Here is a 24,152-nt window from a genome sequence, read left to right as displayed (position 1 = left end):
GGGTCTTAGCCACACTTCACGCCGGTGGAGTGATGTGGACAGTAGCCGTGTGGGTTCTTGTGCAGGTACTGCTGGTGCTCGTCTTCGGCGAGGTAATACTCGCCTGCGTCGGTCTCAGATAGCACGACTACTTCGGTGGTGGTGTCACCAAAGCTGGCGTCGGCAAGCTTGCCCGCGTAAGAGTCAACGATGCCCTGAATTTCCACGCGCTCGGCCTCGGTCTCTGGATAAAAGGCCGAGCGGTACTGCGTTCCCACATCATTGCCCTGGCGGAAGCCCTGCGTTGGATCGTGTGCTTCCAAGGCCTTGACCACGAGCTCTTTCAGGGTTACCTGCTGCGGGTCATAGGTAATCTGCACGACCTCCGCGTGATTGGTCAGCCCGCGGCAGACCTCGTAATAGGTGGGGTTTGGGGTGGTGCCGCCGGCATAGCCAACGGACGTGGACTCCACACCGGGGGTTTCCCAGAACATTTTCTCCGCACCCCAGAAACAGCCGATGCCGATCACGAGAGACTTCTGCCCCTCCTTCCAGGGGCCGGTAATCGGCGTGCCCAACACAGCGTGCGGCTGCGGCTCCAAGATCGGTTCCGCGCGCCCCGGCAGAGCATCTTCCCGGCTAACGATTTTCGGTTCTGGTTTAAACAACCACGACATGTTTTCTTCCTCGTTTCACTCTGAATTTGATGGTTATTTGATGGTTTTCACGAATTTTCTTCGGGCCGTTTGACCACCGTTTAGGGCCAAGGCCTGCTCTTCGATGCGGACGAGTGTAGCGCGGGGTGGAAAAATTGTGGCGGAATACTTTCAGCGCTCCTATCATTGGGCACCGTACCCAAAGAAAGGAATTAACAATGGCTGTCTACGAACTCCCAGAACTCGACTACGCATACGACGCACTCGAGCCACACATCTCCGCAGAGATCATGGAGCTGCACCACACCAAGCACCACGCTAACTACGTTGCTGGCGCAAACGCTGCTCTCGAGGCTATCGACGCTGAGATTAAGGGCGAGGGCAACGCTGACCGCCTGCGCGCTCTGTACAAGAACCTGGCCTTCAACCTGGGTGGCCACACCAACCACTCCATCTTCTGGAAGAACCTTGGCCCTAACGGTGGCGGCGAGCCAACCGGCGAGCTGGCAGAGGCTATCAACCGTGACTTCGGTTCCTTCGAGGCTTTCCAGAAGGCCTTCAACGCTGCGGCTCTTGGCCTGCAGGGCTCCGGCTGGGCTGTCTTGGGCTACGACCACATCGCTGGCCGCCTCCTCGTTCAGCAGCTGACCGATCAGCAGGGCAACACCTCCATCAACTTCACCCCGCTGCTCATGCTGGATATGTGGGAGCACGCTTTCTACCTCCAGTACAAGAACGTGAAGGCTGACTACGTCAAGGCAGTCTGGAACGTATTCAACTGGGATGACGTTGCTGAGCGCTTCGCTGCAGCTTCCAAGTAAGCGTTAATTAACGCTTTTAGAGCCGGCCTTTACCCGCCTTTGATTGGCAGGAAGGCCGGCTTTCTTTTTGTTTTACCTACTTCTCGAGCCCTTGTTAGGCCCCGCCTTTTGCCCAGGTGCCTTCCACGATGAAGTCGCGGAACTGCGCGACCGGCGGGGCCTCATCGCCTTTCGTCCAGACGAGGCCAAGCTCACGGTAGGCGGGCGGCTGCAAGGGCACGAGGTTGCCCACCTGGAGATACGGGTCGTCGAGTGGCAAAAGCGCGCTACCCAGGCCGGCGGCAACGAGTCCTGCCACAGTGGTTAGCTCCATCGACTCGAATACCAACCGTGGGCTAAAACCTGCACTGTCTGCTAGGGCGTCGAGAAGCATGCGCGTGCCATACCCGGGAAGCATGCCGATGAAGGGTTCGTCGCGGAACTCGGCGATTCCTACCTCCGCGCGGTCTGCGGCCCAGTGTCCCTCGGGCACGGCGAGCCCCAGCCGCTGTCTCTCGATCTGATGCCAACCTATCTGTGCACTAGTTGCCGGCTCCGCCGCTTCGGGCAAAGTAGGCCGCGGGCCCACCAGCGCTAGGTCAGACTCGCCCGCGAGTACGCGGCCAACCAGCTCTTGCGCCGCGCCTTGATGCAGACGAATATCCACGTTCGGATGCTGTGCGCGATAAGCCTTGACCAGGTCAGGGACCATCCAGGTGCCCAGCGAATGCATGAAATCTAGGCGAACTGCGCCGCGTTCCGGGTCCATGAGCCGGGACACCATATCCCGCCCGGCGCGCTCAGCGGCGAGCATCTTCCGTGCGTGCACTACGAATGCCTCACCGCGGGTATTGAGCACCAGCCTGCGCCCCACGCGGTTGAAAAGACTTGCCCCCAGCGCACGCTCCATGCGTTGCACTCGGCGGGTGAGCGCAGACTGGGAAATGCCTAGCTCATCGGCCGCGGCGCCCACCTGCCCGAGCTCCGCAACGGCGACGACGCCACGAACGTCATCCAGGTTCATTCCCGCACCCACTTTTCTATATGCGCCGTCTGCATTAAATTTCTAATTTTCAGACATTTTACACATGCATTGCCGCCACGCATGCTGTTTATATGACTAGAACCCGGCGCGCCATGCTCGCAATGCTCTTCGTGGGGCTGGCGATCTTTTCCTGTCTCTACACCACCCAAGCCCTACTGCCCACGCTGGTGGAACAGATGGGGCTCAGCTCCACGCAGGCCGCTCTGACGGTGTCGGCGGCCACGGGCGCGCTGGCTCTATGCGTGATTCCCGCTTCCATCCTTTCGGAGCGATTCGGACGCGGCCGCCTGCTCATCGTCTCAGCGGTCGGTGCGACGCTGCTGGGCTTAGTCGTACCGCTGGCCCCAAACGCAGCATTGCTCATTACTTTGCGTGGCCTGCAGGGCGCGGTGATTGCCGGTGCCCCAGCCACGGCTATGGCCTGGTTATCTGAAGAGCTTTCTGCCACCGATCTCGCCCGCGCGATGGGCCTCTACATCGCCGGCACCTCCATCGGCGGGCTGACCGGCCGCCTCGTGCCCACCGGCATCGTGGAGTTCAGCTCTTGGCGCTGGGCGTTGTTCGGCTCAGCCTGCGTCTCGTTGTTTTTCGCCCTCGTTTGCATCGTGTTGCTGCCTGCACAGCGCAACTTCACCCCTAAGGCACTGCGCTTTGGCAACGAGCTACGCGCCATCTTTGGCCATCTGCGAAACCGCAAGCTGGTGGGGCTATACCTGGTGGCATTTCTGGCGATGGGCACCTTTGTCTCGATGTACAACTTCTTAGGATTCCGGCTCATCCAGCACTTTGGTCTGGCGCCAGCGCTGGCGGGTTCGGTGTTCCTTTTCTACTTGAGCGGCACGTGGGCCTCGGCTCGCGCAGGCCGGCTGGTACAGCAGATCGGCCATGGAAAGACGCTTTTTGCTTCCTGCCTTCTTTTCACGCTCGGCATCTTTGCCTGCGCTGGGCCCCTTCCGCTAGTTCTGCTGGGCATCGTGGCGCTGACGGTCGGTTTCTTTGCCGCGCACTCCACGGCTTCCGGCTGGGTGGGCCACCTGGCCACCCATGACCGTGCGGAGGCCTCCAGCATGTACGTCTTTTGTTATTACTTTGGTTCTTCCGTCCTGGGCGCGGTGGCAGGCCTGCTTTTCGACGCCCTGCCCTGGGCCGGCTTCATCGCCTGTTACGGCGGCGCGGCGCTGGTACTGACAGGCCTGACTTTGACCTTGAGAAAAAACGAATAAACTCGTGTTTTATGGATAAATGGTCAGCGCGCACGTGGCATCGCCGGGCCTCGCGTCCCGTGACAATCTGGATGATGGTCTTTATCGTTGTGGGCGCCATCCATGCTTTTATCCCAAATGCCCGCTGGGTGCTCATTCACATTTTCACGCTGGGTATTCTGAGCAACTCCATCGTGGTGTGGTCCCAGCACCTTTCTGAGAAGTTTGTGCAAACCCGCCTGCCGGATTCCGCCCGGCCCGCCCAGCTCACCCGCATCTACGTGCTCAACGCGGGCATTGTGCTGGTGCTTATCGGTCAATTGCTTCTGCATGCGTGGTCACAGCACTGGATACTCACCCAGGTCGGCGCCACGATAGTTGCTGCGATGATTGCCTGGCATGGCGTTTCCTTGTCCGGCCAGTGGCGTGGAAGCAATGGCAAACGCTTCCGCCCCGTCGTTGCCGCCTACGTCGCCTCCGCCTTCTTCCTCGCGGTGGGCGCTGCTTTGGGCGCGCTGCTTTCGGTGCATCCTGCTCACCCACAACTGCTCATCGCCCACGTCACGGCCAACGTCGCTGGCTTCGTGGGCTTGGCCGCGGCCGGCTCGCTGACAATCTTGTTCCCGTCCATCTGGCGCACCAAGGGCGTCAACAAGCGTATGCGCCCGAGCTTCCTTTTGTTGGCGCTCGGCGTTGTCATCACCTTGGTCGGCACCATTGTTAACCACCCGGAGTTCGGGCTCGCGGTCTACTGCGTGGGTTGGGTCTTAAGCCTTGAGGGATGGGTCACCAACGTGCTCAATGTGGCTAAGGATCCGCGCGGGCGGGTGAACTACCCTTCGATCTCCGTTCTGTGCTCCGCTTTCTGGCTGGTAGGCGCGCTGACCTACTACACGGTGCAACACTTCTTTAGCCCTGAGCCCGGCATTCCCACGCTTGGACTGGTGGTGGGCTTTGCCGCACAGCTCCTCTTTGGCGTGATGAGCTACCTGCTTCCCATCACCATGGGCGGCGGCCCGGCAGCCACCCGTTCGGGCCTGCAGGAGCTCAACCGCTTAGGCCTGCTGCGCGCCACCTTCATCAACGGCGGCGTGGCGATCTGGATGTCCTCGACGACAGTCTGGGTCACCCTGTGCGCCGCCCTCTTGTGCATCGGCTCCCTCGCGGTTTACCCGGTGCTCATCGTACGCGCGGTGAAAGCCCAAAAGGCAGTGCTGCAGAAGAAGACCGAGGGTCCTGCCCCGGAAACCACCATTCCGTGGCACCAGCTGGGCATCGGCGCGGCCATCCTAGCGCCACTGCTGCTGTTCTAGTACGCAGACTCGGTGCTGGCAGCGGAGGTTTCGCCGTATCCAGAATTGGACTCGTACGCGGAGTCATACCCGTCGCTGGCGTCCGCGTCGTAACTGTCATCCGAGTTATAGCTGTCATCGTCGTCTGGATAGCCGTTGAGGTCGCCCGACTCCATCGGGCGGCCACCGTTGCACAGCTCAACCCATTCATCGGGGTACATCAGTCGGCCGTTGAGACTGCCGCACACGGTCTCCGCGCGCACGGCCCTGCGGTGGTTGGCGGTATCGCATTCCGGGGTGGGGCGCCGCGTTCCATCGGAGAACGTACCCAAAATGGTCAGCGCGCCTTGATCGCAGTAGAGAAGGGTAGGTTCCGTGGCCTGGAAATCGGTGGGCTCAGCATAGGCCGTTTCGGTAACCGTGGGCTCGGCGCTCGAGGTCTTCGAGGCGCTGCTGGAACTTGTGCGCGAGGCCGATTGGGAGCTGCTGCTTGCCGACGCCGCGGTCACCGACACCTGCGTTCCATGGTCCTTCCCATCATCGTCGCCGCCCGAGAGCGCGCGGCCAATGCCGAAACCAATAAGGACCAAAACCAATACTGCGGCGATAAGGACAGCGACCTTCGCCGCAGGTTTATGTGCGGACACCTGGATATTCCGTTCTGAGTTAGCCCTAAGCTAGCTCTGAGTTAGAGAGATCAGAAAGAAATAAGCGCAGGCACGCCCGGCGCGCCGGCACTCATGAAGTCGCGCACGGCACGGGTGGCCTGCACGTCGCCAGAATTATAATCAAGGATTTGCTGGCGAACTTCCATATCCCCTGCCAAAGCTTCGCGGCGGGCGTTGACGGATTCCTCGCCGTCGAAATCCTCGGGCCATTGGAAACCGGCAACAGGCGCCACGGTCTTAAGGCCGAGCCCGTAAGGTCCCACAAAGTTGCGCTTGACTTGGACAAACATGTCGACCCACTCGGGCGAGGCGATGAACTCTTCGACCTCTTCAAGCTGTGGGGCGCCAAAACGCTTGGCGGACATGCGCATCCAGTGGTTCTCACCGTGCGCGGAATAGCAATAGGCCGCGAAGGTCTTGCCCGCGGCATGCGCCTGGGCGCGCAGGCCCATCAGCCACTCCCAGAACTCCGCGAAGTTAGCAGCCTCAGCGCGCCCGCCGAGCGGTTCCCAGGTCACGAAAGCGTGGTACTCACCCTCATACCAAGCACCCCAGAGATAAGCGCCCTGGTCCAGGTAGGCCTCCATGTCTACATCGACTTCGACGTCGGCACGTGGCACGGTGAGTCCGGGCTGAGCGCTCTGTGTAGCTTTATCGCGGCGCAAAAGTGGCTCGCCCACGCGCCAGGCCTTGGCGAGCTGGGAGGGCTCGCCCAACTGGGCGTCGATAAGCGCTTGCACCGTCTCAATGCCCTTTTCGCGATAGGGCTTGGCGCGATCGCCCGGCAGGAACAGTGAAATGTCGTCGCGGGCGCGCAGCTCAGGCTCGCACAGCTTCCAGAAACGGCAGGTTGCGCACTCTTTGACGCGGCGTGGACCCGTGGGCAAAGGCTGCGCCAACGCACTCGCGACGTCGAAACGTGCGGTGTCGGTGAAAAATACCCGCGAGCGATCCTGACCAATCGCTCCACCCCGGCCCGAATTTAGATCAAGGTCCTCCAGCGCACGCGCTGCAAATGCCAGACGATAGCCGTCGACGGAATGATGCCGCAGCTTATAAGGCACCTCTAGTGGTTCACTAAGGCCTACCCTGTGGGTGGGCACCGCCAGAGTGCGCGCATTTTCGTTACGGCGCGCTACGCGGTGATTCGAGACGATGATCGGCGTATAGGCCTCCCCCTCACGCAGCAGAAGGTCTATTTCTACCTTCCATTCGCCGGTGGCGAAAATGGCTCCCGTAATATGCGTGTATCCATAAGCCAACGCTTCTAGCGTGGCCATAGAACGCTCCCACTCATCACCTTCCAAGTCGATGCGCCGGAAGCGGCCGGGAGCCTTGACCGGCAGGTTCGCCATCGCGGCTTCTACGGCGGCCACGTGCCTTTCGGCCCGGGCCTTGGAGGCCTCAGTTGGTTGGATCTCCGGATGGGCACGCCGCTGCACCAGCCTATAGCGGCACCCCACGAGGTCCGCAGCACCAAGCACATCCTTCACAACGGGTGAGCTTAATAGAACAGCAAGGTAAAGTTGAACCCAGACAATTAAGTAAAGGAAAAATTTATGAGCATCGTGAAGAAGATTAGGAAGGCTCGCCGCGAAGCACGCGCCGAGGTCAAGGCCGCCAAGACCCGCGTCAAGGCAGAGGTTAAGGAAGCATCCAAGGCCCAGCAGCGCCAGCAGAAGCTCCTGGCCAAGCAGGAAAAGGCGCTCATCAAGTCCGAGGAGAAGGGCCTTAAGAAGCGCCGCAAGCACGAAAAGAAGATGGCACAGCTCGAGCTCGATAAGCTCAAGCACGGCCGCCTTAACAAGGACAATGTCAAGCGTTACGCCGGTGCTCTGCGCACCGCTGCCCCACTGCTGCTGCCGCTCGTTTACCGTGGCATCGTTGCGGCACAGGGCCAGCTTGAGGCCAACCGCGCTAAGAAAGCCGGCCTGACTACCGATCAGATGGCGGCATTCTCCGGCCACGGTGCTTCCTTAAAGGCTCGCACCGCAGGCATCCGCAACACCCTCAAGGATTCTGACCTCCCGGCCGGCTTCAAGCGTGACGTGAAGGAGCGCCTCAACGAGGTTGACTCTTCCATCGATAACGCCGAGTATATGACCGACCAGCAGCGCCGCCGCGTGCACAAGACCATCAACGCGGAGATTGACAACATCACCGCTGAAATCCAGCAGCGTCTGTCCGCATAAGGTCAACCAGCAGAGCAGTTCTCCACGCCGCCTTTTTTATTTTTCTTATGAAGGCTCAACCAAGTTTTGGGCCTCTAATAAGAACCTTAAAAAGGGGCGGTTTCTTTACATCGAGCCTAGCAAGGTGCGCGCATGGGCACGCAAGCGGGGCATCCCGGTTGCTCACCGCGGCAAGATTCCGCACGAGATTGTGGACGCCTACAACGCAGCAGGCGCCCAGTAATATCCCGTTTCCCCCCTGTGGGCAGTAAGGCCGAGAAGGCTCTACAACACGCCCTGCTCGCGAGCAGCCGCCACAGCGGAGGTACGCGAGCGCACGCCCAGCTTGTCGTAGATGTGCACCAGGTGGGACTTCACGGTTGCCTCAGACAGCATGAGGTCTTGGCCGATCTCACGGTTGGAAGCGCCGGCAGCCACCAGCTTGAGTACCTCTAGCTCTCGCGGGGTCAACGAGGTGCGCGGAGTGCGCACGCGGGTCATCAAACGATCTGCCACGATCGGCGAAAGCGCCGAGTCACCATCTGCGGCGGAATGCACGGCAGCGAGCAGCTCGTTCGGCGGAGCGTCCTTGAGCAGGTAGCCCACTGCGCCAGCCTCAATGGCGCCGAGAATATCGGCGTCGGTGTCATAGTTAGTCACTACGAGAACCTTCGGCGGATGCGCCATGGAGGAGCGAATAGCTGCGGTTGCCTCAGCACCGCCCATCACGCGCGTGCCTTCCACGCCGGCACCGAAGCGCAAGTCCATCAAGATGACATCGATTCCGCCGGCCTGTGCCGCGGACACCGCGGCCTCCGCAGTTGCCACCTCGCCTACAACCTCGATGTCTTCAGCGCCTTCGAGTACGGATCGCAGCCCGAGGCGAACGATCTCGTGGTCATCGGCCAACAAGACCCTAATCACGCGCGCTTCCTCCTAAAGTGGTCGAGACAATCATCCAAAAGTTTAATCTACCGTGCCGCCCAAGGGCATACTAACTGACACCGCAGTACCGGAACCTGGTGTTGACTCCACCACGACCTCACCGCCGAGCTCCTCCGCGCGCCGGCTCATAGCGCTGAGCCCAATATGCCCCAGGCCCGCGGGCTGGTCCTGCACCTTCGCTACGTCAAAGCCATGCCCGTTATCCACGACGTCGACACGCACCTCGTCCGGGGCATAAGTCACGGTGATGCGCGCGCGGGTGGCACCCGCATGCTTGACGACGTTGCCCACCGCACCCTGCGCGATACGCAAAAGCGCCGCCTCTACCTTCATCGGCAGCTTAAGTTCTTCACCTTCTGCCTCCACCTCGACATTCACGCCGCTAGTGGCCGCAAAGTTCTCAGCCATGCGGTTAAGCGCCGCCTCCAGTGAGGCCTCCGCCAGCGCGGGCGGTTGGAGCGCCGCAATCATGGCGCGGGCTTCGTGCAGGTTATCGGCCGCAGTTCGCCGCGCGAGTTCGATGCGCTCCTGGGCTCGCTTGATGTCTTCCTTCCCCAAGTCCCGATCCGCCGCATGCAGCAGCATCTGGATGGAGGAAAGACCCTGAGCTAGGGTGTCATGAATTTCGTGGGCGATGCGCTGGCGCTCTGCGATCATGCCGCTTTCACGTTCCGATTCCGCCAGCTGCGAACGCGTCTCGATGAGCTCGCGGTTCATCAGGGACAAGGCTCGGAATGCGTAATAGATGGCCACCGTCACTAGCGCGGAGACCGCAGGTCCCATGACACCGCCGAAGGTCAACCCACCCGGGATCTGCATGATCACCGAAATCGCCGTCGCCGCAATGACGCAAACTATGCCCACGTACAGGTCCAGTACGTAGAGATACAAAAAGAACAGCGCGAAGACCAGGTAAATCGCAACGGGAGCGACGAACATGTCTGCCATCCACACGACGGATAGAATCACCAGCCATAGGTATCGCACGCCCTTTGGCCATTGCTCCAAAAAGACCGAGCCTGCGAAGTAAATTGCCGCAAACGCCGTCAACAGCAACAGGTTGATCACGGCCTGCCACAACGGCAGGCGCACCGTGCTGAAGATAGCCACCACGAGCAAGGTCGCGGTAAGGATATGAATGCCATTGCGCAAAGCCTCAGTCTCTGAGGAACGCTGGTCTATTGTGGACATCATGCGCAAAAGCCTACTGTCCGGCCTTCTGGCCGTCACGCTCGCCCTCGGCGCCTGCAGCTCCCAGGAGACCGCATCCACCGACTTCGCACCCGCGCCTCACGACGCCGCGCCGTCTTCCGCGGCTCCAGGAGACGGCCTGCCCGTCGATGCCACCGCCGAGCCGAATGCCGAAGAAACTTGCCCCTATCTCGATACCCAGTGGGTAGCTGATACGAATGGGCAAAGGATGACCCGCACGGCCGTCGACAAGCGCTTTAGCACCCCCGCGTGCATCTTCTGGTCCTATCCGGAAGACCCGCAGGCCACGGTCGTAGTCCGCGAGATGCCGGACGTTGAACAGGCCCGTGCCGTGGTGGATTGGGCCGCCCCGGTCGATTCCACGGAACTAGCCGAGTTCGCAGGCTGGTCCGGCGGCCGCGGTGTCTTTGACGAAGCGTATTCCGTATACGCCGTGCAAAAGGACAACAAGGCCGTGCTGGTGTGGTCGAATCAGCTCCAGACATTGAAGGCTGAGCTCATCGCCCAAGAGGCGATCAAGAACTTAGGCCTTTAAACCGCCACGTCGTTATACGGCATTATCGTCGAAACCCACGGGAAAATAACCTCCATCAGGAGGAAAAATACGCCAACCGCAATCGCGAGAGCCAGCACCGCTTTAACGGCGGTGGGCCCTGGCAAAAGATTCCATAGTGCGCGATACATCTAGCCCTCCTCCAGTACGGCAGGGGTCTTGCCCTCTACCTTCGGTTCATGTGCGACTTCCATGGCATGGACAATCATGCGCTCCGCATTCGAAAACTGCGGGTGGCAGGTGGTTAGGGTGAGCAAGGCTTCCGACGCCTGCTCGACCGGGGTATCCCAGCCCGGGACAGGGGCGATAACCCCGACGTCGCCAGGCAGCGTGATATGCCGACCGCTCAAACCTTGGTACTCAGGCTTAGCCTTCTGCTCAGGGCTAAAGCAATCAGCTGGCGCGCCGTCGATTGGCAACACGCGGTAAGTTATCCACTCCGACTGGGTTTCGACCACGATGGCATCGCAGGTCTCAAGGTTAGCCAAGTCATTAAATGGGGCACCCTTGCCCACGCGGTGTCCGGCGACGGCGAAGTTTCCGAGTTCCCCCGGCATCTGACTATCGGTGTAGCGACCTGGACCGCGCAGCAGTTCCTCTTCCTGCGTGCCTTCAACGATGGCGAATTGGAAATCCGAGCCGAACGTCGGGATATACATCCGGGCAAAGGCCTCACCCAGCTTGGGGTGGAGTTTTCCGCGGGGGTTATGCCACTGAGTTTCCAATTTTTCGCTCGCCTTTTCCTGCAGGCGGTCAGACTCAAGGTTGGTCCAGTAGGCCTCATAGAAGGCAAAGAGAAGCAAGATGACGCCAATGGTCAGCAATAGCTCACCGATGACGGTGCTCACTCTATTTTTGCTCATAATTTAAACTTAATCGCTGTACAGTACAGAAAGCCCTATCCGCGCCTCGTGAAGGATTAACATGCTCGAAATATTCATGTACCCGGTCTCCGGAATCATGAAGTTGTGGCACATACTTTTCGCCCAATTCCTCGATAGCTCGCTGGCATGGTTGGTGGCAATAGTCTTCCTTGTGATCACAATCCGTAGCTTTATTGCACCGCTGAATTGGCTTTCGGTGAAGTCGGGGCGCATTGGCGCGCTCATGCGCCCCGAGCAGGTCGCTCTCGATGCCCGCCTCAAAGAGGCAACCACGGTGGAAGAGGCGATGGAGATCCTCACCGAGCAAAAGGAACTGCGTGAGCGATTCAAATTCAACCCGGCGGTAGGCTGCCTGCCCATCTTCATCATCATGCCGATGTTCTTGGGCCTCTACCAGGTGGTTTTGCGCGCCTCCCGCGAGGGCAACAGCGACCATGTGGGCCTTTTAAATCCCGCAGACGTCGCGGCATTCCGCACCACCTTGCTCAACGGAGTACCGATTACGGATTTCGCCCGTGAGCACAAGGATCTTGTGATTCCCATCTTGGTGCTAGCGCTTTTGTTCACCGTTCTGAACATGGTCATCACGCTTTACCGCTCTTATCTGACCACGCAGTTTGATAAGAAGTTCAACCGCCGCATGCTCTGGTTTACGGTCCTGCTTATCTTCTTGGTGCCGTGGCTGCTGTGGAACACCGCAATGAACGCACCTATCCCGGTGGCAATCATTTACTACTGGGGCTGGACGTATCTTTACACGCTCATCCAGACAGTGGTTTATGAGCTAATCCTGCGCCGCCGTTACCCGCTACCAGAGGAAGTCCATGCCTTCCGCCGTGAGACCATCGGCCGCTGGCGTTCCAAGGAAGAAAAGCGCAAAAAGAAAGCCCGTTCCGGCAAGGAGGCAAAGAAACAGGCTAAGGCGAAGCGCAAGGAAAACATGCGCATCGTGGCGGAGGCTCGCAAGCAGCTTAAATCGAATAGTCAGCAGGAGGCGCAGAAAGAAGCTGAATAGCCAGTTCGCGCGCGGTCTTCAGCGGTGAAAGCTCACGGGTAAGGCGCGCGCCTGCCATGCCGCCGTCCAGGAAGATGAGCAGCTGGCTTGCCTGCGTGGCAGAAGGATAGCCGTTCTTTGCGGTAAGCAGCGCAGTCATGGTGTTGTGCACCCAGGTGCGGTGCTCTACGCAGGCTGCCACGATGCCGCGTTCAGCATCGGTTTCAGGGCGTGGATATTCGCCCGCCGCGTTTAGGAAGTGGGAGCCGCGGAATTCGATTTCTGGCTGTTCCTCGATTGCTTTATCGAAGAAGGCCAGCACCTTCTGGTACGGATCGGTCATGTTTGCGGTACGGGCTTCCCAATCGGCCCGATACTTTTCATCAAGCGACTCCACATATGCAATGACGAGGGCGTCTTTAGAGCCAAAGAGGGAATAAAGGGATGCCTTGGCCACATCCGCCTCGCGGAGAATGCGATCAATACCGATGACGCGAATGCCCTCGGTGGTGAAAAGATTGGTTGCGGACTCAAGGAGTCGGCTGCGCGGACTTGGACGGTTCCTGCGCGATTTCTTTTCTGGCATATCCTCTCCTAAAACGACAAAACCGGTTCATCTATACAATATAGACAAACCGGTATGTACGCTAATTAGCGTTGTTTACTTGGGAGACTTCTTGGTAACCAGGCCGACAATCCACAGCAACAAACAAGCACCGAGGGTTGCAACGACAATCATCAAGATCCAGCTGCTACCGGTGCTGCCACCGATAAGGGACATGATGCCCGCACCGATAAGGCCACCCAAAACACCAACGATCAGGTTGGTCAGCAGACCGTGATCACGCTTCATAATCTTCTCTGCCAACCAGCCAGCGATAATACCGACGATGATCGAACCGAAAAATCCAAGGCCCATGCCCATAGCTATCTCCTTTTATTAGTTCTTTCAGCTACAAGCACTATGGTGCCAGCAAAAAATATAAACACAAAAGGGACGATCTGCGTTTCCGCAGGTCGCCCCTCGAAGCGTTGATGAATCGTTAGTTAATTGCCAGGGAACGCCCAGAAACTAGCGCTCTATTCTCCGGAGTCCGGACGCACAACCATCATCGGGCATGGTGCCGACTGCAAGAGTGCGCGGGAGGTGGAGCCAAGAAGCATGCCCTTGAATCCGCCGCGGCCGTGGGAGCCAACGACGAGCAGCTGGGCGCCATCGGCGGCGTCGGTAAGTGCACGAACCGGGCGGTCACGGGCAATAACCTTCTTCACCTGAACGCCTGGGTACTCCTCCTGGAGGGAAGCAATGCGCTCGCTGAGCAGTTCTGCCTGCTCCTTTTCCACGTCTGCCCACTCAGCCTGTGCTGCGGAGAGGCCAGCGAGGGAAGCCTGGACCTGCATGTCCATCCAAGTGTGAACTGCGATGAGCTCAGCACCACGAGCATCTGCTTCCTTGAAGGCATAAGCGGTAGCCCTCTGGGAAACCTCAGAACCATCGACACCGACAACAACCGGACCGTACTTGTTCAGCTCGGTGACGTTGTTGTTCTCACGGACAACTACAACCGGGCAGGCAGCGTGGGAAACCACGGAAGCTGAAACGGAACCCATCACCATGCCGGAGAGGCCACCCATGCCGCGGGAGCCCATGACAATCATCGTGACGTCCTTCGACATTTCCAGCAGCATGTCAATCGGGGAGCCTTCAGCCACCGTGTGGCCAATCTTCAGATCCGGCGAAACCTCATGAGCGATGGCGCGGCCTTCTTCGATCTTCTCCAGGGTTTCTGCCTGCAGATCATCGAATAGTTCCTTCGGAGGAACCATGCCCTCTGCGTACAGGAATTGCGGCATGGTGTAGCTGGAGGCAATGCGCAGCGGGATGCCGCGCTTGGTTGCGGTGTTAGCAGCCCAACGAACAGCGTTCTTGGAGGCTTCCGAACCGTCTACGGCAACAACAACAATGTCTTCCTTGGCCATGATGTTTTCCTTTCAGCTGGTTATACCCTCAGTCTAGTACGTACTAACCAAGATCCGCAGTAGTTGCAGCGTCTGCATTAGCTGGGAAAAATACGGAGTAAAAGAACTCCGCAATCTGTGCGATTACGGCGCCAATACCGTTGGAGAAGAATTCAATTACCGGTGCGAGAAGAGAGTCAAAATCCATGGGAAACAGACTAGTACATATGCGCAAGGGGTTCAGCCCATTGCCAATTAAAAATGGTCTGAATCCGACCAGGGTGCGCGTACCAGCCGGACCAATTACAGCCTGGGCATTTTTGGAAGAAGTGATTACAGCACAGCGCCATCGCAGTCCGCTTGACGACGCCGCGGCGCTCCAGACGCGCTTCGACAACGATGAGGTGGTTCTGCGCGACCAAACGGTCCTGCGCCCGGAAACAATGCTCAGCACCGACACTGACGTGTACTTCTACCGCATGCCGGCGCCCGAAGCACCGGTGCCCTATGACATCCCGATCATCTATGAAGACAAGCACCTGCTCGTAGTAGACAAGCCGCCATTTATGGCAACGATGCCGCGCGCGAAGCACATCGTCCAGACGGCCACTGTTCAGATGCGCCGCAAGACCGGAATCGACGAACTCTCACCGGCACATCGCCTCGACCGACTTACTTCCGGAATCTTGGTTTTTACAAAGACGAAGGACGTACGCGGCGCCTACCAGACACTATTTGCGGAAAGGCGTGTGCAAAAGACTTACGAGGCTATCGCCCCGCTTTCCGACGTCGCGGCAGAAACCGTGTGGGAGTCACGCATCGAAAAGACCCCTGGCGAAATCCAAGGGCGCATTGTGGACGGCCCCGTAAACGCAATCACCATCCTCGCCGGTGTGACCGCTGTGGACAACACCGCTTACGAAAACATTCATGGCAAGCAACCCCCACTCGCTCGCTACACGCTCAAGCCAAAGACGGGTAAGACCCATCAGCTAAGACTCCACATGTGGCAAGCCGGTGTACCCATCCTTGGCGACCCTGTATACCCCGTCATCTATCCCGCCGACGCGGAGGATATGCGCGTCCCAATGCATCTGACCGCAACGCATATCTCATTCACCGATCCACTGTCGGGTAAGCCTCGCGAATTCTCCTCAAATTTGCCACTCGTCGCCCATAATTTTCTTCACCCATAAATGTTCTAATTCGTTCGTCGATCCCATCGAACTTTTCACCAGGAAAATCACGAGACTCCATAAACTCATCTTTTGCCCAACCCACTAAAAAGAAAGGAAATAAAAACCGCCAACCCGCATTCCAAACTCTCAAAAGCCAAGCCCCGCCCACTTAAAAATACAGGGCGTGATAGAGCATTCGTGCACGCGCTATCGCGCCCTGGACCCGACCAGAAAGCAGTCACCCCAGACGCGAGCGATCCACCAAACAAGCACGACCCGTTACAGCAACCACGAACAAGCCACAGACTTGGAGTTATAGTCCGCGACCTAAGGTCACCCCGAACGACTAAGACACAACGCTCCGCGGACGATGAAAGCAGAGCCGCCGCAACGCAAACGAAACGACAAAACTTGAAAGGGCTACTTACCTCGGTTCGGATGGAATCCCCCGAAACTAAAAAGGGGGCCTGACCCCCGGAAAGTAGACACGTCGGGGGTTAGCTATGCTGCTTGGGTCAGTGTAGCTGATGTGAGTGCTTCGAAGTCATTGGGGGCTAGAAGGTTGCACCAGGAGTGCCGTCTGCGGGTGTTGTAGCGCATGCACCATCGAAAGACTTCCTGCCGGCAGATAATGGGATTATCAAAGACTTTCCGATCACGTAGCACTTCACGTTTTAAGGTGGCGTTAAATGATTCTGCCAGGGCATTATCGGCACTAGTTCCCACCGCGCCCATGGATTGGCGTACACCAAGTTGGGCGCAGTGGTCCCTAAACGCCTGTGAGGTGTACACACTTCCATGATCAGAATGGAAAATAGCCCCGTCAAGGCTTCCGCGGACTGTGCTGGCATGGGACAAAGCCTCGATGACCAGTGAGACACGCATGTGGTCTGCGAGTGCATAACCTGCAAGTTTTCGTGAATAGGTGTCAATGACCGTGGCCAGGTACATGTTCTTACCGCCCTTACACGGCAGGTAGGTGATGTCGCCTACATAAACACGGTTCGGCTCGTCAGCGGTGAATGTACGGCCTACTAAATCTGGCATGACACGGTGACCAGGCTTGCGCCGGGTGGTGATGCATCGACGCCGTTTGCTAAAGCCTTTTAGCCCCATGGATTTCATGATGCGCGCAACCTTCTTATGGTTGATCGGGCCGAAGTCCGTATCGTCGTTGAGGCTTGCAGCGATGCGTTTAGCACCATAAAGCCCGTTCTCATCATCAAAGATGGCCTTGATTCTTGCACCAATAAGGGCATCGGAACATATCTTTAACCTGCGTTTTGCGCGGGTGTTGAGCCATTTGTAGAACGAAGAGCGATTGAGCTTTAACACGTGGCACATCCGCTTGACCGAGTACTCGGTTCGGTAGTCATAGACAAACTGGAAGCGGATTACCAGCGTGTCTCTTCGGCAAAATACTTCGCGGCCTTGCGCAGGATGTCGCGTTCTTCGCGCAGCTTTGTGTTTTCGTTTTCTAGCTGGCGGATCCGCTCAGAATCAGTCGTCACCTGAGCTTTATCACGCATGTTTTTCGAGTGGGCACGTTTGCCGGTGCCGTACTGCTGAAGCCAGGAATAAAGTGAGGAGCGATTGATTCCTAGCTCTGCTGAAGCCGTGTGAAGTGAGAGGTCCTCATTGTTTTCGTAGAGGGCTAAAGCATCACGTTTGAACTGTTCGGAGTACCTAGGCATGGTGGTAGATTACCTTTCTTCCCAACCCAACCGGGCTGAATATCAGGTGTCTACCAAACAGGGGCAGTCCCAGGCGCCGTGAGGCCCATAGCAACTCCGTGCCCCCACTCGTCGCCGCCACCCAAGGATGAAACGGTCCGCGGCTGCAATCGCAATAAAGAAATCGGCGGTGGAATGTCTACTTTCATGCGTTCCATCCGTAGGAAGCTTTTCGAAACTGTGCCTTAAACCGAGACTAAGGACGGCGAAGTGGAACAGGCGCCAACACCGTCGCCCACGGGCAAAAGGTCAGTCCGGGCTGGCGCCGCTATCAGTGAAACTGTCTCTACCTGCACATTCACAAGCCGGACAAGCACCAATTGCACAGCTATGCAAATTTATAATCGCAATTACCATCCGGCTCAGAATGGGACTACTCACGGAAAGCGTCTCGACTAACCGAACAACGAAAAAGCAATCTAAACGACATGCAAAGACGCAGGGATTGAGCCTTACTAAGGGAAACGGGCCAAAACTTGGTGTACAAACAGGAGCACAATTGGAAAACCGTTGCGGATTGAGTGAATCATTGACGCAGCAAGTACCCTGCGAACACAAGATCTCCAATCATGGATTCTCTGATCCAAGGCCGATAACAACCAGGTTGATTGCCCAAGCGCCGTCAGAGTTAGGCGACGAAAGATGATGTATAGAGCTTCTCCAGAGTTAGCGGCCTTGGGGAATATCTCATCGGCATTAACCAAGCGGGGCCCAATCCTAATCAACCATCGAAAGCCGCATGTAAACTCAGAAGCGGACAGGACCTGCATTCGACCCATCGAAGCCATAAAATCTAGTACTCCCAACGCTCCTCGATGGTTCGAATGCTGATCCCAACTCCTCATCCGCGCACGAACCAATGTCTAATTCACACTGTTTTAGGCACAGTGACAATGAGAAAGGAAGGCCCTGATTGCTTTCCAACGCTGCGACAATGAACATCGCAGTTGCCTGGGATAGTTCATATGGTGAACAAAGCTGCATTCGGACCATCGAAGCTGCCGAAACCGGGCGTTGTGGGCTGGTTGGGTGGTTCGAATGCAGGTTGGCCAACGATAAGGCGAAGGGGAACGTCGTGCCGATAGCCGTTGGCTGGCTGGTGTTGGTTCAATAGTAGAAAACGAAAAAGAAGGAAGGGAAGCAACCAGCATGTTTGGTTGCTTGCCTTCCTTCTTTGTGTATTGAGTTATGTGTTTATTGTTTTATGTCGGCGGTAACTTACTCTCCCACAACCTCCCGGTTGCAGTACCATCAGCGCGGGCAGGCTTAGCTTCCGGGTTCGGAATGGGTCCGGGCGTTTCCCTGCCGCTATTAACCACCGACAAACTTTCGGGGCTGTGTTGCCCTTTTAAGTGTTGTGTCAGATACTGCATAGTGGACGCGTGCATGACGTAATCATCTTTTTTGTTTGTTTGTGTGTTGCACGTTGTGTGTGTTTGTTTTGGTCTATTAGTACCAGTAGACTTCACATCTTGCGATGCTTCCATGTCTGGCCTATCAACCCCATAGTCTTTAGGGGACCTCGAATGAAACCTCATCTTAAAACAGGCTTCCCGCTTAGATGCTTTCAGCGGTTATCCCTTCCGTACGTAGCCAACCAGCGATGCCCCTGGCGGAACAACTGGCACACTAGAGGTACGTCCGTCCCGGTCCTCTCGTACTAGGGACAGCCTTCTTCAAGTTTCAACGCGCGCGGCGGATAGAGACCGAACTGTCTCACGACGTTCTGAACCCAGCTCGCGTGCCGCTTTAATGGGCGAACAGCCCAACCCTTGGGACCTACTCCAGCCCCAGGATGCGACGAGCCGACATCGAGGTGCCAAACCATCCCGTCGATATGGACTCTTGGGGAAGATCAGCCTGTTATCCCCGGGGTACCTTTTATCCGTTGAGCGACACCACATCCACAAGTAGGTGCCGGATCACTAGTCCCGACTTTCGTCCCTGTTCGAGCTGTCACTCTCACAGTCAAGCTCCCTTGTGCACTTACACTCACCACCTGATTGCCAACCAGGCTGAGGGAACCTTTGGGCGCCTCCGTTACATTTTGGGAGGCAACCGCCCCAGTTAAACTACCCACCAGGCACTGTCCCCAACCCAGATCATGGGCCAAGGTTAAGGTATCCAATCCGATCAGAGTGGTATTTCAACAACGACTCCACCACCACTGGCGTGATAGCTTCACAGTCTCCCACCTATCCTACACAAACCGAACCGAACACCAATACCAAGCTATAGTGAAGGTCCCGGGGTCTTTTCGTCCTGCCGCGCGTAACGAGCATCTTTACTCGTAGTGCAATTTCACCGGGCCTGTGGTTGAGACAGCAGGGGAGTCGTTACGCCATTCGTGCAGGTCGGAACTTACCCGACAAGGAATTTCGCTACCTTAGGATGGTTATAGTTACCACCGCCGTTTACTGGGGCTTAAATTCTCAGCTTCGCCCATCAAAGATGGGCTAACCGGTCCTCTTAACCTTCCAGCACCGGGCAGGCGTCAGTCCATATACATCAACTTAACGTCTTCGCATGGACCTGTGTTTTTGATAAACAGTCGCTCCCCTCTATTCTCTGCGACCCCACAACGCTTATCACCGCAAGAGTGTTAACGCCATGTGGTCCCCCTTCTCCCGAAGTTACGGGGGCATTTTGCCGAGTTCCTTAACCACAGTTCACCCGAACGCCTTAGTATTTTCAACCTGACTACCTGTGTCGGTTTGGGGTACGGGCCGAGTATATACATCGCTAGAGGCTTTTCTCGACAGCACGGGATCACCAACTTCACCAATTAAGGCTACGCATCACGTCTCACCTAAAAGAATGCGGATTTACCTACACCCTAAGCTACACGCTTACACCAACAATCCAGTAAGTGGCATGGCTACCCCACTGTGTCACCCCATCGCTTGAACCACACATCAGGCCCCACGACGCACACCAACCAACAACACAAAGTGTCATCAAAAGGTGCTTGTGGTGGTTAGTATCAGTGCTTTATCAGGGGCGCATATACTCGGGTACCAGAATATCAACTGGTTATCCATCGACTACGCCTGTCGGCCTCGCCTTAGGTCCCGACTCACCCTGGGAAGACGAACTTGACCCAGGAACCCTTAGTCATCCGGCGGGAAGGATTCTCACCTTCCAATTCGTTACTCATGCCTGCATTCTCACTCGCACACACTCCACGCCTCCTTACGGTAACGCTTCAACACGTGCACGACGCTCCCCTACCCAATAAAATATTATTGCCGCGGCTTCGGCGGTGTGCTTGAGCCCCACTACATTGTCGGCGCAGAACCACTCGACCAGTGAGCTATTACGCACTCTTTCAAGGATGGCTGCTTCTAAGCCAACCTCCTGGCTGTCTTCGCGATCCCACATCCTTTTCCACTTAGCACACCCTTAGGGGCCTTAACCGGCGATCTGGGCTGTTTCCCTCTCGACTATGAAGCTTATCCCCCACAGTCTCACTGCCGCACAACACATTAATGGCATTCGGAGTTTGGCTGACATTGCTAAGATTGTAGTCCCGCTCAACCAACCAGTAGCTCTACCTCCACCAAGCTAATGCGACGCTGCACCTAAATGCATTTCGGGGAGAACCAGCTATCACGGAGTTTGATTGGCCTTTCACCCCTACCCACAGCTCATCCCCGCAGTTTTCAACCTACGTGGGTTCGCGCCTCCACAGCATCTTACTGCTGCTTCACACTGGCCATGGGTAGATCACCCCGCTTCGGGTCCAGGACATGCCACTTGCCACCCCATTGGGATTCGGTTTCCCTACGGCTACCCCACACGGGTTAACCTCGCGACATGCCGCTGACTCGCAGGCTCATTCTTCAAAAGGCACGCCATCACACACAAAAGGTGCTCTGACGGATTGTAAGCACATGGTTTCAGGAACTATTTCACTCCCCTCCCGGGGTACTTTTCACCATTCCCTCACGGTACTATCCACTATCGGTCACACTGAGTATTTAGGCTTACCGGGTGGTCCCGGCAGATTCACAGCAGATTCCACGAGCCCGCTGCTACTCGGGCAACTTGACAACCCCATCATCAATGTCTTCAGCTACAGGACTATCACCCTCTACGGCAGGCGTTTCCACACCACTTCACCTAACATCAACAACAAGACGCAACGATGGTAGTCGCTGCACATCAAGGCCCACAACACCGCACACACAACCCCTACCAAGTATCACATGCACACGGTTTAGCCTCATCCACGTTCGTTCGCCACTACTAGCAGAATCATTATTATTTTCTTCTCCTACGGGTACTGAGATGTTTCACTTCCCCGCGTTGCCCCCACAACAGCTATGAATTCACTGAAGGGTAACACTCCATAACAAGTGCCAGGTTTCCCCATTCGGACATCCTCGGATCAACGCTTAATTGACAACTCCCCGAGGCTTAACGCAGCCTTTCACGTCCTTCATCGGCTCAGCATGCCAAGGCATCCACCATGCGCCCTAAATAACGAACACACAACCAACACAACAACAAGAAACAAAGCAAACAGCCCATTCCTTAACTATCGTGCTGGCGTGAACTACACAAAACACAAAAGAATAAAGAAATTACACACCCAAACAACACTGCCTTAAAAAGCACCATCATTTGGGGATGCTCGCGTCCACTATACAGTTCTCACACAACACCCCAACCACCAACAACAACCACACAACAAACCATGATTGCGTCAGCAACTAGGCAACACCAGGACAATAATGCCCCAGACACCCAACAATGCACCACGTACCTAAAAACTACTCCCACACTGTGTAATAAACGACTAACTGCTCTTGTTTAAGGTGTGTCTCCACCCGATTAAAAAATACCGTTGGCAGCACAACACATGTGCACTCAACCAACACACCCACAACTGTGGGCAAAATAATGCTCCTTAGAAAGGAGGTGATCCAGCCGCACCTTCCGGTACGGCTACCTTGTTACGACTTCGTCCCAATCGCCGATCCCACCTTCGACAGCTCCCTAACGAGTTTGAGCCACTGGCTTCGGGTGTTACCAACTTTCATGACGTGACGGGCGGTGTGTACAAGGCCCGGGAACGTATTCACCGCAGCGTTGCTGATCTGCGATTACTAGCGACTCCGACTTCATGGGGTCGAGTTGCAGACCCCAATCCGAACTAAGGCCGGCTTTCAGCGATTCGCTCCACCTCACAGTGTCGCTGCGCGTTGTACCGACCATTGTAGCATGTGTGAAGCCCTGGACATAAGGGGCATGATGATTTGACGTCGTCCCCACCTTCCTCCGAGTTGACCCCGGCAGTCTCTCATGAGTCCCCAACCAAATGCTGGCAACATAAGACAAGGGTTGCGCTCGTTGCGGGACTTAACCCAACATCTCACGACACGAGCTGACGACAACCATGCACCACCTGTATAACGACCACAAAGGGAAACTACATCTCTGCAGCGATCCGCTATATGTCAAGCCCAGGTAAGGTTCTTCGCGTTGCATCGAATTAATCCACATGCTCCGCCGCTTGTGCGGGCCCCCGTCAATTCCTTTGAGTTTTAGCCTTGCGGCCGTACTCCCCAGGCGGGGCGCTTAATGCGTTAGCTACGGCACAGAAGACGTGGAAGCCCCCTACACCTAGCGCCCACCGTTTACGGCATGGACTACCAGGGTATCTAATCCTGTTCGCTACCCATGCTTTCGCTCCTCAGCGTCAGTTACTGCCCAGAGACCTGCCTTCGCCATCGGTGTTCCTCCTGATATCTGCGCATTTCACCGCTACACCAGGAATTCCAGTCTCCCCTACAGCACTCAAGTCAGCCCGTATCGCCTGCACGCCCGGAGTTAAGCCCCGGAATTTCACAGACGACGCGACAAACCACCTACGAGCTCTTTACGCCCAGTAATTCCGGACAACGCTCGCACCCTACGTATTACCGCGGCTGCTGGCACGTAGTTAGCCGGTGCTTCTTATACAGGTACCGTCACAAAAGCTTCGTCCCTGTCGAAAGGAGTTTACAACCCGAAGGCCTTCATCCCCCACGCGGCGTCGCTGCATCAGGCTTCCGCCCATTGTGCAATATTCCCCACTGCTGCCTCCCGTAGGAGTCTGGGCCGTATCTCAGTCCCAATGTGGCCGTCCACCCTCTCAGGCCGGCTACCCGTCGACGCCTTGGTAGGCCATTACCCCACCAACAAGCTGATAGGCCGCGAGCTCATCTTGCACCGAAAAAACTTTCCACAACTGACACTAAACAGCTGTCCTATCCGGTATTAGACCCAGTTTCCCAAGCTTATCCCGAAGTGCAAGGCAGATCACCCACGTGTTACTCACCCGTTCGCCACTCGAGTACCCCAGCAAGCTGAGGCCTTTCCGTTCGACTTGCATGTGTTAAGCACGCCGCCAGCGTTCGTCCTGAGCCAGGATCAAACTCTCCACAAAAAAATTTCAGCACAAAGCCAAAAAATCAGGCCGTGAAAAGCCCAAACCTAACAAAAAGACAAACCAACCAAACACCCATCACAATGAATGCTCAATAAGGCTGGCAAATCCAAAAAATTACTATACAAAGAAAAATCACAACCACCCCCAACCCGACGGGGCAAAAATAAAGGGGGCAGTCAAACCACAAAAATGCAGCCAACATGACTTAAAAATGCATACCAAACAAACTTAATTATTTACAATCGCGCCCACAAGGCCCGATCCGGCACACACCACACCAGCCAAACATCCAGAATGACCAGCACAATCACAATCAACCACACAATGCAGAAAAAAGTACATTGGCACACTATTGAGTTCTCAGACATCATCGCCACACAACGAACGGACACCATTTGAATGGTGGCGGCTCATCATGAGCAAAAAATTTGTTTTTGTCAGGGCC

General features: G+C 56.6%; 21 protein-coding genes and 3 rRNA genes. 8 read left to right on the top strand and 16 right to left on the bottom strand.

Annotated elements, in window-relative coordinates; genetic code table 11:
• Positions 1-5: 5 nt before the first annotated feature.
• Positions 6-656 carry a peptide-methionine (S)-S-oxide reductase MsrA gene (gene msrA / locus WM42_RS07760; RefSeq protein WP_062036763.1) on the bottom strand — a complete coding sequence of 217 codons (651 nt, stop codon included), beginning with the start codon at positions 654-656 and terminating at the stop codon, positions 6-8.
• A 197-nt stretch (positions 657-853) separates the two neighbouring features.
• On the opposite strand from msrA, the gene WM42_RS07755 reads away from it, so the two are divergent.
• Positions 854-1,456 (top strand): superoxide dismutase, encoded by a 603-nt coding sequence (locus WM42_RS07755; protein ID WP_061925107.1) that lies wholly within the window; start codon positions 854-856, stop codon positions 1,454-1,456.
• 94 nt (positions 1,457-1,550) lie between these two features.
• Here the strand turns inward: WM42_RS07755 and WM42_RS07750 are convergent, their stop codons facing one another.
• Entirely contained in the window at positions 1,551-2,459 is a 909-nt protein-coding gene (locus tag WM42_RS07750) for a LysR family transcriptional regulator (RefSeq protein ID WP_062036762.1), read from the bottom strand.
• A 92-nt stretch (positions 2,460-2,551) separates the two neighbouring features.
• On the opposite strand from WM42_RS07750, the gene WM42_RS07745 reads away from it, so the two are divergent.
• Positions 2,552-3,703: an MFS transporter gene (locus WM42_RS07745; protein ID WP_062036760.1), complete on the top strand. Its 1,152-nt coding sequence runs from the start codon at positions 2,552-2,554 to the stop codon at positions 3,701-3,703.
• 11 nt (positions 3,704-3,714) lie between these two features.
• Positions 3,715-4,995 (top strand): copper oxidase, encoded by a 1,281-nt coding sequence (locus WM42_RS07740; RefSeq protein ID WP_235591232.1) that lies wholly within the window; start codon positions 3,715-3,717, stop codon positions 4,993-4,995.
• Here the strand turns inward: WM42_RS07740 and WM42_RS13280 are convergent.
• Positions 4,992-5,621: a hypothetical protein gene (locus WM42_RS13280; protein ID WP_070497839.1), complete on the bottom strand. Its 630-nt coding sequence runs from the start codon at positions 5,619-5,621 to the stop codon at positions 4,992-4,994. The two genes, WM42_RS07740 and WM42_RS13280, sit on opposite strands and share 4 nt — an antisense overlap.
• Positions 5,622-5,671: 50 nt before the next feature.
• Positions 5,672-7,135 carry a TM0106 family RecB-like putative nuclease gene (locus WM42_RS07730; RefSeq protein WP_082787654.1) on the bottom strand — a complete coding sequence of 488 codons (1,464 nt, stop codon included), beginning with the start codon at positions 7,133-7,135 and terminating at the stop codon, positions 5,672-5,674.
• A gap of 66 nt (positions 7,136-7,201) precedes the next feature.
• Here WM42_RS07730 and WM42_RS07725 point away from each other — a divergent pair, with 66 nt between their 5' ends.
• On the top strand, positions 7,202-7,834 hold the full coding sequence (locus WM42_RS07725; RefSeq protein ID WP_062036756.1) for a DUF6474 family protein: 633 nt from the start codon (positions 7,202-7,204) through the stop codon (positions 7,832-7,834).
• Positions 7,835-7,958: 124 nt separating this feature from the next.
• Positions 7,959-8,057 carry an Lsr2 family DNA-binding protein gene (locus WM42_RS13690; RefSeq protein WP_235591231.1) on the top strand — a complete coding sequence of 33 codons (99 nt, stop codon included), beginning with the start codon at positions 7,959-7,961 and terminating at the stop codon, positions 8,055-8,057.
• Positions 8,058-8,098: 41 nt separating this feature from the next.
• Here WM42_RS13690 and WM42_RS07720 read toward each other — a convergent pair whose 3' ends face one another.
• Entirely contained in the window at positions 8,099-8,737 is a 639-nt protein-coding gene (locus WM42_RS07720; protein WP_061925116.1) for a LuxR C-terminal-related transcriptional regulator, read from the bottom strand.
• A gap of 42 nt (positions 8,738-8,779) precedes the next feature.
• Positions 8,780-9,952, bottom strand: a complete 1,173-nt coding sequence (locus WM42_RS07715; protein ID WP_062036754.1) for a sensor histidine kinase — start codon at positions 9,950-9,952, stop codon at positions 8,780-8,782.
• Here WM42_RS07715 and WM42_RS07710 point away from each other — a divergent pair.
• Positions 9,951-10,505, top strand: coding sequence for a DUF2020 domain-containing protein (locus tag WM42_RS07710; RefSeq protein WP_062039299.1), 555 nt, complete (start codon positions 9,951-9,953; stop codon positions 10,503-10,505). The genes WM42_RS07715 and WM42_RS07710 overlap by 2 nt on opposite strands.
• On the opposite strand, the gene WM42_RS13455 is transcribed toward WM42_RS07710, so the two are convergent.
• Positions 10,502-10,654, bottom strand: a complete 153-nt coding sequence (locus WM42_RS13455; protein WP_167599041.1) for a hypothetical protein — start codon at positions 10,652-10,654, stop codon at positions 10,502-10,504. The two genes, WM42_RS07710 and WM42_RS13455, sit on opposite strands and share 4 nt — an antisense overlap.
• The gene (locus WM42_RS07705) at positions 10,655-11,386 is read right to left on the bottom strand and encodes a class E sortase (RefSeq protein ID WP_062036750.1); all 732 of its coding nucleotides are present in this window, start codon (positions 11,384-11,386) and stop codon (positions 10,655-10,657) included.
• Between the two features lie 61 nt (positions 11,387-11,447).
• On the opposite strand from WM42_RS07705, the gene yidC reads away from it, so the two are divergent.
• Positions 11,448-12,422 (top strand): membrane protein insertase YidC, encoded by a 975-nt coding sequence (gene yidC / locus WM42_RS07700; RefSeq protein WP_062036747.1) that lies wholly within the window; start codon positions 11,448-11,450, stop codon positions 12,420-12,422.
• Here the strand turns inward: yidC and WM42_RS07695 are convergent.
• The 4 genes from WM42_RS07695 to WM42_RS13450 all read right to left on the bottom strand — a co-directional run bounded on the left by WM42_RS07695 (position 12,379) and on the right by WM42_RS13450 (position 14,568).
• Complete coding sequence (locus WM42_RS07695) at positions 12,379-12,987, bottom strand: TetR/AcrR family transcriptional regulator (RefSeq protein WP_062036744.1); 609 nt, start codon at positions 12,985-12,987, stop codon at positions 12,379-12,381. The two genes, yidC and WM42_RS07695, sit on opposite strands and share 44 nt — an antisense overlap.
• A gap of 75 nt (positions 12,988-13,062) precedes the next feature.
• Positions 13,063-13,326: a GlsB/YeaQ/YmgE family stress response membrane protein gene (locus tag WM42_RS07690; RefSeq protein WP_062036742.1), complete on the bottom strand. Its 264-nt coding sequence runs from the start codon at positions 13,324-13,326 to the stop codon at positions 13,063-13,065.
• Between the two features lie 155 nt (positions 13,327-13,481).
• Positions 13,482-14,381, bottom strand: a complete 900-nt coding sequence (locus WM42_RS07685) for a universal stress protein (RefSeq protein ID WP_062036739.1) — start codon at positions 14,379-14,381, stop codon at positions 13,482-13,484.
• A 43-nt stretch (positions 14,382-14,424) separates the two neighbouring features.
• Entirely contained in the window at positions 14,425-14,568 is a 144-nt protein-coding gene (locus tag WM42_RS13450; RefSeq protein WP_167599040.1) for a hypothetical protein, read from the bottom strand.
• Here WM42_RS13450 and WM42_RS07680 point away from each other — a divergent pair.
• Positions 14,504-15,556, top strand: coding sequence for a pseudouridine synthase (locus tag WM42_RS07680; protein ID WP_167599045.1), 1,053 nt, complete (start codon positions 14,504-14,506; stop codon positions 15,554-15,556). The two genes, WM42_RS13450 and WM42_RS07680, sit on opposite strands and share 65 nt — an antisense overlap.
• Before the next feature lie 483 nt (positions 15,557-16,039).
• Here the strand turns inward: WM42_RS07680 and WM42_RS07675 are convergent.
• From WM42_RS07675 to WM42_RS07650, 4 genes are all read right to left on the bottom strand, one after another.
• Positions 16,040-17,232, bottom strand: a protein-coding gene (locus tag WM42_RS07675; protein ID WP_432416263.1) for an IS3 family transposase whose coding sequence is annotated in 2 segments (ribosomal slippage) — positions 16,040-16,950 and positions 16,950-17,232 — 1,194 coding nt in all. Because the reading frame shifts where the segments join, the coding sequence is not laid out codon by codon here.
• 1,244 nt (positions 17,233-18,476) lie between these two features.
• Positions 18,477-18,594, bottom strand: a 5S ribosomal RNA gene (gene rrf, locus WM42_RS07660).
• 107 nt (positions 18,595-18,701) lie between these two features.
• Positions 18,702-21,764 (bottom strand): 23S ribosomal RNA (locus WM42_RS07655).
• A 423-nt stretch (positions 21,765-22,187) separates the two neighbouring features.
• Positions 22,188-23,704, bottom strand: a 16S ribosomal RNA gene (locus WM42_RS07650).
• The 16S, 23S and 5S rRNA genes sit together here, the layout of an rRNA operon.
• Positions 23,705-24,152: the final 448 nt, after the last annotated feature.

This window comes from Corynebacterium simulans, assembly GCF_001586215.1.
In the GTDB taxonomy this organism is placed as follows: Bacteria; Actinomycetota; Actinomycetes; order Mycobacteriales; family Mycobacteriaceae; genus Corynebacterium; species Corynebacterium simulans.
Note: the sequence above shows the minus strand (reverse complement) of the source record. Positions and strands in the feature narration are given on the sequence as shown.

Bases quoted from the DNA above. Each gene is read 5' to 3' on its own strand.
- msrA (WP_062036763.1), bottom strand. From the start codon at position 656: ATGTCGTGGTTGTTTAAACCAGAACCGAAAATCGTTAGCCGGGAAGAT.
- WM42_RS07755 (WP_061925107.1), top strand. From the start codon at position 854: ATGGCTGTCTACGAACTCCCAGAACTCGACTACGCATACGACGCACTC.
- WM42_RS07750 (WP_062036762.1), bottom strand. From the start codon at position 2,459: ATGAACCTGGATGACGTTCGTGGCGTCGTCGCCGTTGCGGAGCTCGGG.
- WM42_RS07745 (WP_062036760.1), top strand. From the start codon at position 2,552: ATGACTAGAACCCGGCGCGCCATGCTCGCAATGCTCTTCGTGGGGCTG.
- WM42_RS07740 (WP_235591232.1), top strand. From the start codon at position 3,715: ATGGATAAATGGTCAGCGCGCACGTGGCATCGCCGGGCCTCGCGTCCC.
- WM42_RS07725 (WP_062036756.1), top strand. From the start codon at position 7,202: ATGAGCATCGTGAAGAAGATTAGGAAGGCTCGCCGCGAAGCACGCGCC.
- WM42_RS07710 (WP_062039299.1), top strand. From the start codon at position 9,951: ATGCGCAAAAGCCTACTGTCCGGCCTTCTGGCCGTCACGCTCGCCCTC.
- WM42_RS07715 (WP_062036754.1), bottom strand. From the start codon at position 9,952: ATGATGTCCACAATAGACCAGCGTTCCTCAGAGACTGAGGCTTTGCGC.
- WM42_RS13455 (WP_167599041.1), bottom strand. From the start codon at position 10,654: ATGTATCGCGCACTATGGAATCTTTTGCCAGGGCCCACCGCCGTTAAA.
- WM42_RS07705 (WP_062036750.1), bottom strand. From the start codon at position 11,386: ATGAGCAAAAATAGAGTGAGCACCGTCATCGGTGAGCTATTGCTGACC.
- yidC (WP_062036747.1), top strand. From the start codon at position 11,448: ATGCTCGAAATATTCATGTACCCGGTCTCCGGAATCATGAAGTTGTGG.
- WM42_RS07695 (WP_062036744.1), bottom strand. From the start codon at position 12,987: ATGCCAGAAAAGAAATCGCGCAGGAACCGTCCAAGTCCGCGCAGCCGA.
- WM42_RS07690 (WP_062036742.1), bottom strand. From the start codon at position 13,326: ATGGGCATGGGCCTTGGATTTTTCGGTTCGATCATCGTCGGTATTATC.
- WM42_RS07685 (WP_062036739.1), bottom strand. From the start codon at position 14,381: ATGGCCAAGGAAGACATTGTTGTTGTTGCCGTAGACGGTTCGGAAGCC.
- WM42_RS13450 (WP_167599040.1), bottom strand. From the start codon at position 14,568: ATGGATTTTGACTCTCTTCTCGCACCGGTAATTGAATTCTTCTCCAAC.